This is a genomic window from Ketobacter sp. MCCC 1A13808, assembly GCF_009746715.1.
Lineage (GTDB): Bacteria > Pseudomonadota > Gammaproteobacteria > Pseudomonadales > Ketobacteraceae > Ketobacter.
Genome location: NZ_VRKW01000001.1, coordinates 842205 through 854932 on the forward strand (window position 1 = coordinate 842205; position 12728 = coordinate 854932).

At 50.8% G+C, this 12728-nt stretch carries 15 protein-coding genes; 5 read left to right on the forward strand and 10 right to left on the reverse strand.

Annotated features, from left to right (window positions below; genetic code table 11):
* Nucleotides 1-24 precede the first annotated feature (24 nt).
* From FT643_RS03630 to sat, 3 genes are all read left to right on the forward strand, one after another.
* Nucleotides 25-516, forward strand: a complete 492-nt coding sequence (locus FT643_RS03630; protein ID WP_156869291.1) for a Z-ring associated ZapG family protein — start codon at nucleotides 25-27, stop codon at nucleotides 514-516.
* A 166-nt stretch (nucleotides 517-682) separates the two neighbouring features.
* The gene (locus FT643_RS03635) at nucleotides 683-1090 is read left to right on the forward strand and encodes an Hsp20/alpha crystallin family protein (protein ID WP_156869292.1); all 408 of its coding nucleotides are present in this window, start codon (nucleotides 683-685) and stop codon (nucleotides 1088-1090) included.
* Between the two features lie 499 nt (nucleotides 1091-1589).
* Nucleotides 1590-2780 (forward strand): sulfate adenylyltransferase, encoded by a 1191-nt coding sequence (gene sat, locus FT643_RS03640; protein ID WP_156869293.1) that lies wholly within the window; start codon nucleotides 1590-1592, stop codon nucleotides 2778-2780.
* Between the two features lie 156 nt (nucleotides 2781-2936).
* Here the strand turns inward: sat and FT643_RS03645 are convergent, their stop codons facing one another.
* Nucleotides 2937-3695 carry a Nif3-like dinuclear metal center hexameric protein gene (locus FT643_RS03645; protein WP_156869294.1) on the reverse strand — a complete coding sequence of 253 codons (759 nt, stop codon included), beginning with the start codon at nucleotides 3693-3695 and terminating at the stop codon, nucleotides 2937-2939.
* 152 nt (nucleotides 3696-3847) lie between these two features.
* Here FT643_RS03645 and FT643_RS03650 point away from each other — a divergent pair, with 152 nt between their 5' ends.
* Together FT643_RS03650 and FT643_RS03655 are read left to right on the forward strand one after the other, a co-directional pair.
* Nucleotides 3848-5011: a trypsin-like peptidase domain-containing protein gene (locus FT643_RS03650; RefSeq protein WP_198043290.1), complete on the forward strand. Its 1164-nt coding sequence runs from the start codon at nucleotides 3848-3850 to the stop codon at nucleotides 5009-5011.
* Nucleotides 5012-5063: 52 nt separating this feature from the next.
* Entirely contained in the window at nucleotides 5064-5501 is a 438-nt protein-coding gene (locus tag FT643_RS03655; protein WP_156869295.1) for a tellurite resistance TerB family protein, read from the forward strand.
* 6 nt (nucleotides 5502-5507) lie between these two features.
* Here FT643_RS03655 and hisC read toward each other — a convergent pair whose 3' ends face one another.
* The 9 genes from hisC to FT643_RS03700 are packed head-to-tail and all read right to left on the reverse strand — an operon-like array spanning nucleotide 5508 to nucleotide 12590.
* Nucleotides 5508-6587: a histidinol-phosphate transaminase gene (gene hisC / locus FT643_RS03660; RefSeq protein WP_156869296.1), complete on the reverse strand. Its 1080-nt coding sequence runs from the start codon at nucleotides 6585-6587 to the stop codon at nucleotides 5508-5510.
* Between the two features lie 22 nt (nucleotides 6588-6609).
* Nucleotides 6610-7914 (reverse strand): histidinol dehydrogenase, encoded by a 1305-nt coding sequence (gene hisD, locus FT643_RS03665; RefSeq protein ID WP_156869297.1) that lies wholly within the window; start codon nucleotides 7912-7914, stop codon nucleotides 6610-6612.
* Nucleotides 7915-7961: 47 nt separating this feature from the next.
* On the reverse strand, nucleotides 7962-8606 hold the full coding sequence (gene hisG / locus FT643_RS03670; protein WP_156869298.1) for an ATP phosphoribosyltransferase: 645 nt from the start codon (nucleotides 8604-8606) through the stop codon (nucleotides 7962-7964).
* Nucleotides 8607-8619: 13 nt separating this feature from the next.
* A complete protein-coding gene (gene murA / locus FT643_RS03675; RefSeq protein ID WP_156869299.1) occupies nucleotides 8620-9882 on the reverse strand; it encodes a UDP-N-acetylglucosamine 1-carboxyvinyltransferase in 1263 nt (420 codons plus the stop codon).
* A gap of 10 nt (nucleotides 9883-9892) precedes the next feature.
* Nucleotides 9893-10156, reverse strand: coding sequence for a BolA family protein (locus FT643_RS03680; RefSeq protein ID WP_156869300.1), 264 nt, complete (start codon nucleotides 10154-10156; stop codon nucleotides 9893-9895).
* A 56-nt stretch (nucleotides 10157-10212) separates the two neighbouring features.
* Nucleotides 10213-10539: an STAS domain-containing protein gene (locus tag FT643_RS03685; RefSeq protein WP_156869301.1), complete on the reverse strand. Its 327-nt coding sequence runs from the start codon at nucleotides 10537-10539 to the stop codon at nucleotides 10213-10215.
* Entirely contained in the window at nucleotides 10529-10996 is a 468-nt protein-coding gene (mlaD, locus tag FT643_RS03690; RefSeq protein WP_156869302.1) for an outer membrane lipid asymmetry maintenance protein MlaD, read from the reverse strand. Before mlaD ends, FT643_RS03685 begins: the two co-directional genes overlap by 11 nt.
* Entirely contained in the window at nucleotides 10996-11778 is a 783-nt protein-coding gene (gene mlaE, locus FT643_RS03695; RefSeq protein ID WP_317621921.1) for a lipid asymmetry maintenance ABC transporter permease subunit MlaE, read from the reverse strand. Before mlaE ends, mlaD begins: the two co-directional genes overlap by 1 nt.
* Entirely contained in the window at nucleotides 11778-12590 is an 813-nt protein-coding gene (locus FT643_RS03700) for an ATP-binding cassette domain-containing protein (protein WP_156869303.1), read from the reverse strand. Before FT643_RS03700 ends, mlaE begins: the two co-directional genes overlap by 1 nt.
* Nucleotides 12591-12728 lie beyond the last annotated feature (138 nt).

The following is a 12728-nucleotide window of genomic DNA, read 5'->3' on the forward strand; positions in this document are numbered from 1 at the left end:
GATAAATTTGTTTGGAGAGCGAGTATGGAATCCGTTACGTTAATTGCATTTCTGGCCGGGCTGGTATTAGGCGCGCTTGGTTGCTTCCTGATAATGAATAAAGCTAAAGCACAATCCAATATCGAACAACAATTGCGGGAATTGCAGGAAGAATTCACTGCCTATCGGGAAAATGTGAATACCCATTTCAATTCCACAGCGGAAATGGTTAATACGCTCACGCAAAATTACCTCGCAGTGCAAAAACACCTGGAAACCGCGGCCGATTCATTTGCCGAGCCCCCCAAAAGCTTTAAGCTGGACACACCCAATAAGTTGCCGCGTAAGAAAACCGAGTTCATTTCCCTGGAAGCAAAACCCAAAGAATCCCTACCGGAAGAAGCTGACGCCGAGTTTAATGCTGAAGATACCGTCCAAGCCCCCAGGGATTATGCCCCGAAGAGCAACACGGCCGATAAAGGCACCCTTTCCGAAGACTACGGTCTACACGATTCTCAAGCAAAAACAACGCCTTAAGCCCAGCTTGAATTCCCAAAAAATGAACCCAGTTGGGGCTTGCCCTGATGGGTTCAAGCCAAGGCAAAATATACTTTTTTTTCTCTTGAAACCGCCTTCCCTGCTCCCAATTTATTAATCAACGGGCACTAACGCCCCGACACAACATAAACTGGGAGAACCCACAATGAGCATCGCAACTCTTAACCCTTGGCAAGTATTAGATCAACTGCATAATGACAACCTACGTCGATATGGCAAACGCAATTGGCAACCAGTGGTCGACATTGCAGAAAGTGCAAACGACTATCAGATAAGCCTTGAACTTCCGGGCGTTAAGCCGGAACAGGTCCAGGTAGAGCTTGAGAACAAAGTCCTGAAAATTTCGGGCGATAAAAACCGCCTCGAACAGGAAGGCACAGCTTACCGGTACCGTGAACGTGCAGTCGGCACATTTAGCCGAAGCTTCCGTTTACCGGAAGATGCCGATAAAAACAGCGTTCAGGCCAAATTTGAACTCGGTTTATTGAATGTCACCATCCAGAAGCAAGAACAACTTCAGCCACGCAAAATTGAGATTCAGGTTCAATCGTAATAGGTAGCATCGCCTTCAGGCACTGAAACAAATGCTTGCAAAAAAGCAAGCTACAACTAGAGAACATAAAGCCGGCCTGCTTTTGCGAAGCCGGCTTTATGTTTTACCCAATGCCCTGCATTGGGTTTAGCCTAAAAGTCGGGGAATTCTGTTTCTACTTTTCAAGATCTTCCAGGCTCTTCCAGGACCGAATAACAAGCCTGTGCGGTTCCATCCCCTGGGGCCGGTTGATGCTGATCAGCCTGAACCTGACCAACGTAAAGCGTCAATCTTTGAAGGGGATACACCCTGTATACAAAAATCGGAATAAGTAAACTAAGTTTAATTGGAGAGTCATTAATTTCGAACGCATAGGCGGGCTCAGTTGGTTCACCAGCAAAATGAATAGCCTGCCTAATAGTTAAATCCCCAAATTAAGAGCACCAATCAATTGCAAAAATTGGTATTATGGTCATATCAAACCTAGCCCAAAGAACCAAATTGACTTTAGAGAAACACAATGATTAAACCTCATGGATCCGACCAGTTAACCCCCCTGTTTGTTTACGATGACGAAAAACGCAGCGCGCTGCTTGCAAAAGCGGAAAGCCTGCCTTCAATCTTGATCAGCTCTGCCGCGGCGGCAAACGCCGTGATGCTCGGGGCTGGATACTTCACCCCGTTAACTGGCTATATGAATTTGGCGGATGCTCGCAGCGTGTCCAAAGAATTGAAAACGACTGATGGATTGTTTTGGCCTGTCCCCATTGTGAATGTTGTTCCCAGTGCGGACGGTGTTGAAGTGGGTCAGCGCATCGCGCTGAAAGACCCCAACGTGGAAGGCAACCCGGTCATCGCAGTAATGGATGTAGAGGGTATTGATGTTGCTAGTGATGATGAAATCTCCGAGATGGCCGAGCAAATATTCGGAACTCTCGATAAGGAGCATCCCGGCGTAGCAGCTTTTTATGCTTTGGGTAACGTGTTTTTATCCGGGCCTATTCAAGTCTTGAACTTTTCTTACTTCGAAAAGGATTTTCCGGATACTTTCCGCACTGCAGTTGAGATTCGTGATTCGATAGCCGAAAGCGGCTGGGAAAAAGTGGTTGCGTTCCAAACCCGTAATCCTATGCACCGAGCACATGAAGAACTGTGCCGTATGGCGATGAAGGATTTAAATGCAGATGGCATCCTTATCCATATGCTGCTAGGCAAGCTGAAGCCAGGCGATATACCTGCGCACGTACGTGATGCGTCGATTCGTAAGATGGTAGACGCCTATTTCCCGCCCAACACCGTTAAAATCACTGGATACGGCTTCGATATGTTATATGCTGGCCCCCGCGAAGCTGTGCTTCACGCGGTGTTCAGACAGAATTGTGGATGCACTCACCTAATCGTTGGCCGGGATCATGCTGGTGTTGGCGATTACTATGGTGCTTTTGATGCGCAAACCATTTTTGATACAAGTGTTCCTAAAGGTGCGCTGGAAATACAAATTTATCGCGCAGATCATACCGCCTGGTCAAACAAACTTAATCGTGTCGTCATGATGCGAGATGCACCAGACCATACACCGGAAGATTTCGTTTTGTTGTCAGGAACCAAGGTCCGCAAGATGCTTGGTGAGGGGATTGCTCCACCGCCCGAGTTTTCTCGCCCTGAAGTCGCACAAATCTTAATGGACTACTATCAAAGCCTGGATGGCTAGAGCCCTTATAAATTTAAGCGCTTGTATAACTTAACAAAACCCGCATTTGCGGGTTTTGTCTTTTAAAAACCGCCTCTCACTCAAGTGCTACGATTCCTCAAAACGGATTTTGCGGACATTTAATTTGAGGTAGACATTCCACATTTGCCCGCAAATTCAAGCCGGGTTACCAATATCAATAAATTTATGATTTAACTGGAATTTTGCTTCCAGGTGCTCACCAACCGCTTTTGCCCCATAGCGTTCGGTCGCATGATGACCTGCACTGTAATAATGAATCCCGCACTCACGGGCAATGTGGGTGGTCTGCTCTGAAATCTCACCGCTGATATAGGCATCGACGCCTTGCGCCACTGCCTTTTCAATGTAACCCTGTGCCCCTCCGGTACACCAGGCCACCCGTTTGACCGGGTGGGTACCGCCGCTAACCAGAATAGGCTTTCTATTTAGTGCAGTTTTGATTGAATCGGCAAATTGCTGCGCCGTGCACGCGTGCTGCAAATAACCCACATTGCCTATCGGGTGTTTTTCGGAAGTATCCAGCCCCCCATCCACGGTTATACCAAGACGGGCAGCAAGCTGGGCATTGTTGCCCAGCTCAGAGTGGGCATCCAATGGCAAATGGTAAGCAAACAAATTGATCCCGTTCTCGATCAATGCACGAACTCTCTGGTATTTCATTCCGGTCAGACTGGGGTCTTCCCCCCGCCAAAAGTAGCCGTGGTGTACAAACAGGGCGTCGGCGTCCAGCTCAATAGCCGCATCAATCAATGCCTTAGTCGCGCTTACCCCGCTGACCAGGGTTCGAATCTCCTGCCTGCCTTCTACCTGCAGCCCATTAGGGGCATAATCCCGAAACAACTCCGGTTGTAACAGGGTGTTCAGATACTCTAATAATGCCTGTCGGCCGGTCATATTCTTACTGCTCCCCTGGTTTTTGCGGTGGTGGTTCGATTCTATCCATGCTAAGTTTCGGGGTTTTGCTATACCGATCCCGCCTGGTGCCTAGCGGCGACTATTTTAGCGCGGATTATTTTAAAAACTGCAATGGGTTTTCCAGTCTCATTATGATTTCAGTCTTCCGCTCCCTGGCATTACCTGTTCTTTTTGGCTTGGTCATCGCATTGGGCTATATCGTTCTGGCTGACGGTAATCCTACCCGCATCCGGCATGAAGTAGTCATGCTTGAAAAACAAGTGATGCCTGAGCAGCAACAGAGCACTGTCACTATTTCCGATCCGATATCTTACGCGGATGCGGTTAGTAAAACACAACCAGCGGTTGTGAACATCTCCGCAGATAAATTAGTCACTGAGAGAGCCCACCCGCTCTACGAGGACCCGGTATTTCGACGTTTTTTCGGCATGCATCAGCCCAAATTACGGCAGCGCATGCTGAAAAGCCGGGGCTCCGGCGTCATAATCAGCCCGTCTGGCTATATCCTGACAAACAACCATGTGATAGCTCAGGCGGACACGGTCCGTGTGGCCCTGGCGGATGGCCGCAATACCGTCGCCACCGTGGTAGGCACTGACCCTGAAACCGATCTTGCCTTACTCTATGTAGAGCTCCCGGACCTGCCCACCATCACCTTAGCCAATACCGACAACCTGAGGGTGGGGGATGTGGTACTGGCCATGGGCAACCCCTTTAATGTGGGCCAGACCGTGACAAAAGGCATAGTCAGTGCCATCGGCCGCCATCAATCCGATCTTGCGACATTCGTGGATTTCATTCAGACCGACGCCGCGATCAATCCCGGCAATTCCGGTGGCGCTTTAGTAAACGCCTATGGCGACCTGGTGGGTATCAACACTGCCATGTTGTCCGGTTCCGGTGGTTCCCAAGGCATCGGCTTCGCTATTCCAATTACAACGGCCAAGGAAGTGGTAAAACAGCTTTTGGAGCATGGCCAGGTCATTCGCGGATGGGTCGGCATTGAACCGCAGGCACTTAACACCGCGTTATCCACTGCGCTGGACCTTCCCAATGTCAACGGACTTTTGGTGATGGGGGTAGTGCGTGATGGTCCTGCGCACCGCTCCGGTATCAGCCCCGGCGACATTATCACGCACATGAACGGCAACCCGATCAGCGACCCGAAATTCGCAATGGATATGATCACTGATATGTCACCAGGGGCGAAGGTTACCATTCGTGTGATCAGGAAAAACCAGCCTCTGGATATCCTGGTGGTCGTTGGTGCACGACCCACTCCGAACGCATCTTGAGATCTGTGGTCAATACCTATACAGATTAACTTCCATCCGATGAGGCCACGCTATGTTAAAAAGCCTTTTAGACTGGTTCAATCCGAACGAAAATCCGGAACAGCAAGCCATTTCCCCCAATCTGGCCGCAGCGGCGTTGTTGGTTGAAGTCATGGCGGCAGACGATAATTGGAAAAGCGAAGAAGAAGAGACCATCAAAACATTGTTGGTGGACTCTTTGACGACCAGCTCAGCCGAAGCTGATGACCTTATGCAGACCGCGAAGCAACAGCAAAAAAACGCGACTGACCTGTATGAAATGACCAAACAGCTCAATAGCCACTATTCCATGGAACAAAAATATAAGCTGATATTTGCCATGTGGAAGGTGGCTTTTGCGGACGGTGAGCTGGATCGCTATGAAGACCATATTATCCGCAAAGTATCGGAGCTTTTATACCTACCGCATGAGCAATTCATTCACGCCAAACTACAGGCGAAGCCGGACTAACCGACGCTATTCGCTCATCGCTGCGTGCAGTGCCTGTAACATAAGCCGGTTTTCATCTGCGGTTCCTACAGTAAAGCGCAGACAATCTTTTAATTGCGGGTGGGCGCCGTCCGCGCACTTAATCAGAACACCCGCGTCCCGCAATTGATCCGCGATGAAGCGGGCCTTTCCTGGCGGAGTTCGCGCGAGGATAAAGTTGGCCTGACTCGGCCAGATTTTCTCAAAGGGAAGTTGATGCAGGGCCTTAACCAACTGAGTGCGGTTCTCTTTGATTTCCTGGGTCTGCGCCTTCATTACATCGAAGTGCATAAGGGCAAACTTGGCGGACGCTTCGGTCAATACATTAATGTTGTAGGGCAAGCGTACTTTTTCAAACTGTTCCACCCAGGCTTTGGATCCAAACAGCATACCTAACCGCAGCCCAGCCAGACCCATTTTAGACAGTGTGCGCATGATTACGACATTATCGAATTCATCCATTAAAGCCAGGTGGTGACGATCTGAAAACGCCAGGTAGGCTTCATCAATAACCACCAAACCTGGCGCCTGTTGGCAAACGCTTCTGACAGGCTCTAACTCAAATAAATTGCCGGTGGGATTGTTTGGCTGCGCAAGAAAAACCAGTGCGGGTTGGTGCTCTTCAATAGCCGCCAGCATTGCATCCAAATCCAGTACAAAATCTTCACCCAGGGGCACTCCCACGTAATCCATACCGCAAAACGTCGCTATCATCTTGTACATCACAAAACTGGGCTCCGGTGCCATCACCACTCGCCCGGGCATCGCCAATGCCATCGCCACTATTTGTATCAGCTCATCAGAACCATTACCCAATATCACCTGGTATTTAGGGTCAACGTCCATCAGCAGCTTTAGGTCTTCTTTTAATTCTGCAGACACCGGATCAGGATAGCGATTAACGTGAATATCACGCAGTATACCCAGCCACTCCTCTACCATGGCTTTCGGCCAGTGATAGGGGTTTTCCATTGCATCCAACTTCACCATGCCAGCTGAAGGTGCGACATGGTACGCACTGAGCGCCTGGATTTCAGGTCGTATCCATTGCTTAACTGGGTTGGTCATTCTATTGCTCGCTTATTCCATCTCAATCTTTAATGCGGTATTCAGCAGAACGGGCATGGGCAGTGAGGCTTTCACCTCTTGCTAACACAGACGCTACCTTGCCCAGCTCTGATGCCTTTTCGGCGGTACACATAATTAACGAACTGCGCTTTTGGAAGTCGTATACACCCAATGGTGACGAGTAACGTGCCGTGCCGGAGGTCGGCAACACATGATTAGGACCTGCGCAATAATCACCTAACGCCTCGGCAGTGTATCGCCCCATGAAAATCGCTCCAGCATGACGAACTTTTTCGATTATGGCTTCCGGGTCGTCCACTGATAATTCAAGATGCTCTGGAGCGATTCGGTTAATCACTTCCACCGCCTGATCTAGATCTGACACTTTAATCAATGCGCCACGATTTGCCAGTGAGACCTGTGCAATCGCAGAGCGTTCCAGTGTCGGCAGTAATGTTTCCAGGGAGGCCCGCACCCGTTCCAGAAAATCGGCGTCAGGCGACACCAGAATGGATTGGGCATCTTCATCGTGCTCGGCTTGAGAGAACATATCCATCGCCACCCAGTCAGGGTCTGTTTTGCCATCACAAACGACCAGGATCTCGGAAGGGCCAGCGATCATATCGATTCCCACCTGACCAAAGACCATCCGCTTCGCTGTCGCAACATAGATATTGCCCGGCCCGACGATCTTATCTACCCGGGGCACCGTTTCAGTACCATAAGCCAGAGCGGCAATGGCCTGTGCCCCACCGATGGTAATTACCGTGTCGACACCTGCAATGTGAGCTGCAGCCAAGACCATCTCGTTCAACTCGCCGCCGGGAGTAGGTACCACCATCACCACCTCGGCAACGCCGGCAACCTTGGCAGGAATGGCATTCATCAACACCGATGAGGGATAGGTTGCCTTGCCCCCTGGCACATAGAGTCCGGCCCGGTCCAGCGGCGTTACCTTTTGCCCGAGTAATGAGCCGTCTGCTTCCCGATAAGACCAGGATTCCGTTTTCTGGTGCTGGTGATAACTGCGCACCCTGTCTGCTGCAACCTGCAGAGCCTCACGCTGCGCCGCCGGTATGGTATTCCAGGCATGCTCCAAGCGATCTGCACTGACCACAAGATCAGCAACAGACGCCGCATCCACCCGATCAAAGCGCCGGGTGTATTCAAGCACAGCGGCATCCCCACGCTGCCGTACGCTTGTCACGATTTCCGCTACTGCTGTTTGCACACCCTGATCGGACACACTGTCCCACGCCAGCAGACCATTCAGGCGCTGCTCAAAATCACTTTGGTTTGCATCGAGCTGAGCAATTTCCAGAGTCATCTGTCATCTTCCTCAAATTGGGTAACCGGTTTCAGTTTAAACGGCCTTCATGCCTTGCGGTTTTGCTCAACGGCCTCTGACAATTGATCGATTAGATTCTGAATCAGGCTATGCTTCATTTTCATAGACGCTTTGTTCACGATCATTCGGGAACTGATGGTTGCGATTAACTCCGTTGGCTCTAATCCATTCGCACGCAACGTGTTGCCGGTATCGACAATATCGACAATACGATCGGCTAACCCCACCAGAGGCGCCAGCTCCATGGAGCCGTACAGCTTGATAATATCTACCTGCTCGCCTTTTTCCGCGTAGTAGCGTTTAGTCAAATTAACGAACTTCGTTGCTACCCGTAACCGGCCTTGCACGGGTTCAGCCTGGGACTTGGCCGCCACCATCAATTTACAACGGGAGATATCGAGATCAAGTGGTTCATAGACCCCTCTAGCACCGTGCTCCATCAGCACATCCTTACCCGCAACCCCCACATCCGCAGCGCCATGTTCAACAAATGTGGGCACATCCGTGGCACGAATAATAATGATTTCAACATTGGGATGACTGGTGGGAAAAATCAGTTTGCGACTTTTGGAAGGCTCTTCCAGAAGCTCAATTCCGGCTTTTTTCAGCAGCGGCAATGTCTCGTCCAGTATGCGCCCTTTTGATAAGGCAATGCGGATGTTAGCTGTCATGACTGTCTCTATCTTATGAGGGAATGCGGTGGATGGTAGCACCCAGCATTTGTAGCTTTTCTTCGATGCATTCATAACCGCGATCAATATGATAAATGCGGTCAACCAGAGTGTCACCATTTGCCACCAGCCCTGCCAGGACCAATCCGGCGGACGCCCTCAAATCCGTGGCCATGACCGGCGCTCCGGTTAATTGCTCGACGCCTTTGATAATCGCTGTGTTGCCTTCCAAAGAAATCTGCGCGCCCATCCGGTTCAGCTCAGACACATGCATAAAACGATTTTCGAACACCGTTTCGATTATCGTACCGGTCCCTTCAGCGACGGCATTCAAAGCAGTAAATTGCGCTTGCATGTCAGTCGGAAACGCCGGATAAGGTGCTGTGCGGACATTCACCGATCTGGGGCGATTGCCTTTCATATCCAGTTCTACCCAATCGTCGCCTGTCGCAATATGTGCACCGGCTTCTTCCAGCTTCAACAGCACCGCATCCAGAATATCGGGCCGGGTTTGCTTTAGCTTCACCTTACCCCGACTAATGGCACCCGCAACCAGGTAGGTACCCGTTTCGATGCGGTCAGGAATTACATTGTAATCGCAGCCGTGCAATCGATCCCGACCATTTATCACGATAGTATCGGTACCGGCCCCCTTTACATCCGCCCCCATTCGATTCAGGCATTCAGCGAGGTCTACCACCTCCGGCTCACGGGCCGCATTCTCCAGAATGGTCTGGCCTTCGGCTAATGCGGCCGCCATCATCAGGTTTTCTGTACCGGTTACCGTGACTGTTTCCAGTACAATTCTGGCACCTTTCAAGCGTCCCTTTACACTGGCGTGTATATAGCCGTTTTCAACTTCAATATCCGCTCCCATGGCCCGCAGCCCGTGAATATGCAAATCCACTGGCCGACTGCCAATAGCACAGCCCCCTGGTAACGAAACGTGGGCTTCCCCGAAGTGCGCCAGCATTGGCCCGAGCACGAGAATCGACGCCCGCATGGTTTTAACCAACTCATAGGGGGCGTGCAATTCTTTAATAGTATTCGCTTCTACCTCCAGATTGAGTTTGTCGTCGATGATGAGGTCCACCCCCATCTGCCCCAACAATTCAATCATGGTGGTAATGTCCTGAAGATGCGGCAGATTGCACACCCTCATTTTCTCGTCACACAACAAAGTCGCAGCCAACACCGGCAGTGCTGAGTTTTTTGACCCGGAAATGCGAATTTCACCGTTAAGGCTTGCACCCCCGGTGATAATCAGTTTATCCATGGTGAAGCCTCTAGAATCCGGGGATACCCAGCTTTTTCTGGGAGTCCCATTCGGACGGGGTGTAGGTATGCATGCTGACGGCATGTAGCTCGCCGCTGGAGATCATCTCATTTAGGCAGGCGTATACCATCTGTTGCTTTTTGATGGTGCGTAAACCTTCAAATTCCGTCGAGGCGACGGCTACCAGGCACTTGTTACCATCCAAACGAACCAATACTTCGGCAGTATCGATCCCACTCTCAATTTGCTGCTTGATATCTTCAGCCGTGATCATTGGGGTTTCTCATTAATATCGGAAGTGCGCTATTGTAAACAAGTTCGACACCAAAATCAGGAGGCAAAAGGAATTACTGAATCCAGACTGCTGACGCGGCTCACATCCAGCATATCGTCAGGTGCATTAACATACTGAAGCTCTTTTCCCAGCACCTGTGCCATACGCATCCAGCACAGCAATACCGAAATACCCACACTGCCGACTCTACCTACCTGAGCCAGGTCCACCACAATCCGGTCACCCATACCCGGTAGCAGCTTCTCGCCTTCACTACGCAACCAGGTTGCGGACGCAAATACCATATCACCGCTGATTTCCAGCTTATGGTCACTCACGCGGATGAGGCTCACGCCCAACGCAGAGATTTGATCAGGGCTCATCAGACGATACCCTGCCAACCAGAAACTTAGCGATCAAGTCTTCTAGCACCAGCGCAGACTGGGTGTTATATATCTCACTGCCATCTGCAAGATTGTCCAGTTCAGCACCCTGGATGATACCAATGTACTTTTCCCCCAGAATGCCGGCGGTTAGGATTGCAGCGCTGGAGTCGGACGAGAGATTATTCACATTTTTATATATCTCCATTTCCACTACCCCCACGAAATCTTCTCGATCCAGATAGATTCTGGTCACCCGACCAATGGTCACACCCGCCATCGTGACCTTCGCTCGTGCCGTGAGGCCGCCGATATTTTCGAATTTGGCCGTCACCCGATAGGTCTCCTCGCCGGATTTCAGAGATAACCCGCTGACCCGTAGGGCAAGAAAAATCAATGCCATAAGCCCTATTAATATAAATACACCCACCGTTAATTCCTGGGTACGCACTCGCATCAAATTTCTCCAAACATGACCGCAGTTAAAATAAAGTCCAAACCGAGCACCGCCAGCGACGCATAAACCACCGTACGGGTAGTCGCACGACTGATACCCTCCGAGGTCGGGACGGTGTCGTATCCCTGAAACACCGCAATCCACGTAACCACCACGCCAAACACAATGCTTTTAATGACACCATTCATAACATCGTCTGACCATTGCACGCTACTTTGCATATTGGCCCAGAACGAGCCTCCATCCACGCCCAGCCACACCACGCCAACCAAAAAGCCACCTAAAATGCCGACAGCAGAAAAAATCACAGCCAGCGTCGGCAAACAGATCAACCCGGCCCAGAAACGGGGAGCAATGATTCGGCGCAGCGGGTCAACCCCAATCATTTCCATACTCGCTAACTGCTCTGTGGTTTTCATCAGACCAATTTCCGCCGTTAACGCGGAGCCGGCGCGCCCGGCAAATAGCAACGCAGTGACCACCGGCCCCAGCTCACGTAACAGAGTCAATGCGACCATCTGTCCTAGCGCCTGCTCGCTGCCGTAGGTATTCAGAATGGTGTAACCCTGCAAAGCCAACACCATTCCGATGAAGGTACCCGAGACAATTATAATCACCATAGACAATACGCCCACGGAGTAAATTTGCTTGATTAGCAAAGGGAAATTGGTACGGAGATTGGGTAGCGCCCACAACGAATGGAACAGAAAAATTCCGGAACGTCCGAGTGCGCCTACTAATTCGAGGCCAAAGCGGCCCAGACCACTGATTCTATCCAGCACTACATGCTTCCCCGCAGAAAGTCTTCCTGTAATTCCATGGCCGGGAAATGGAACGGCACCGGCCCGTCCGGCAACCCCTGCATAAACTGGCGCACCCGCGGCAGATCCGAATTCAGCACTTCATCGGACTTGCCCTGGCCGATCACTACGCCATCGGCAATAACATAAATATAATCAGCAATGCTGGCAGTTTCCTGCACATCATGAGACACCACGACGCTGGTATGACCCAAGGCGTCGTTCAATAACCGGATCAACTGCACCACGACGCCCATTGCCATCGGGTCTTGCCCGGCAAAGGGCTCATCGTACAGCACTAATTCCGGGTCCAGGGCGATCGCACGAGCTAACGCTGCACGGCGTGCCATACCTCCGGACAGTTCGCTGGGCATCAGGTTTTTCGCCCCCCTCAGCCCCACCGCCTGTAACTTCATCAGGACAACATCCCGAATCATGTCTTCCGGTAGTTCGGTATGCACTCGCAGGGGGAATGCGACATTCTCAAAAACAGACAGATCCGTGAATAAAGCGCCACTTTGGAACAGCATCCCCATTTTGCTACGAACCTGGAATAACTCACTCCGGCCCAGCTCAGGAATATTATGGCCATCGACCAGGATGCTGCCGCTGTCGGGCTTCAATTGGCCACCGATGAGACGTAGCAAGGTGGTTTTACCGGTCCCGCTCGGGCCCATTATTGCCGTCACTTTACCTTTCGGGATAACCAAGTTGATATTGTCATAGATTACCCGGTTGCCGCGATTAAACGACAGGCCGGCGATTTCGACGTAATTCTGAGAGTCTGCTGACATGAAAGGCCTTTTTGGTTGCTCCCGGCAATTCCAAAAACAAGAGCTGAACTATATCATCTTGTGATTAAAAGGAAAAACTGGCCAATGCGCAAGCCCCTGGCTTGCATAGGGACAAGATAGCCATTACATTGCAGTGCT

What these genes read in the sequence shown, in the direction of transcription:
- FT643_RS03630 (WP_156869291.1), top strand. Translation starts at nt 25, where the DNA reads ATGGAATCCGTTACGTTAATTGCATTTCTGGCCGGGCTGGTATTAGGC.
- FT643_RS03635 (WP_156869292.1), top strand. Translation starts at nt 683, where the DNA reads ATGAGCATCGCAACTCTTAACCCTTGGCAAGTATTAGATCAACTGCAT.
- sat (WP_156869293.1), top strand. Translation starts at nt 1,590, where the DNA reads ATGATTAAACCTCATGGATCCGACCAGTTAACCCCCCTGTTTGTTTAC.
- FT643_RS03645 (WP_156869294.1), bottom strand. Translation starts at nt 3,695, where the DNA reads ATGACCGGCCGACAGGCATTATTAGAGTATCTGAACACCCTGTTACAA.
- FT643_RS03650 (WP_198043290.1), top strand. Translation starts at nt 3,848, where the DNA reads ATGATTTCAGTCTTCCGCTCCCTGGCATTACCTGTTCTTTTTGGCTTG.
- FT643_RS03655 (WP_156869295.1), top strand. Translation starts at nt 5,064, where the DNA reads ATGTTAAAAAGCCTTTTAGACTGGTTCAATCCGAACGAAAATCCGGAA.
- hisC (WP_156869296.1), bottom strand. Translation starts at nt 6,587, where the DNA reads ATGACCAACCCAGTTAAGCAATGGATACGACCTGAAATCCAGGCGCTC.
- hisD (WP_156869297.1), bottom strand. Translation starts at nt 7,914, where the DNA reads ATGACTCTGGAAATTGCTCAGCTCGATGCAAACCAAAGTGATTTTGAG.
- hisG (WP_156869298.1), bottom strand. Translation starts at nt 8,606, where the DNA reads ATGACAGCTAACATCCGCATTGCCTTATCAAAAGGGCGCATACTGGAC.
- murA (WP_156869299.1), bottom strand. Translation starts at nt 9,882, where the DNA reads ATGGATAAACTGATTATCACCGGGGGTGCAAGCCTTAACGGTGAAATT.
- FT643_RS03680 (WP_156869300.1), bottom strand. Translation starts at nt 10,156, where the DNA reads ATGATCACGGCTGAAGATATCAAGCAGCAAATTGAGAGTGGGATCGAT.
- FT643_RS03685 (WP_156869301.1), bottom strand. Translation starts at nt 10,539, where the DNA reads ATGAGCCCTGATCAAATCTCTGCGTTGGGCGTGAGCCTCATCCGCGTG.
- mlaD (WP_156869302.1), bottom strand. Translation starts at nt 10,996, where the DNA reads ATGCGAGTGCGTACCCAGGAATTAACGGTGGGTGTATTTATATTAATA.
- FT643_RS03700 (WP_156869303.1), bottom strand. Translation starts at nt 12,590, where the DNA reads ATGTCAGCAGACTCTCAGAATTACGTCGAAATCGCCGGCCTGTCGTTT.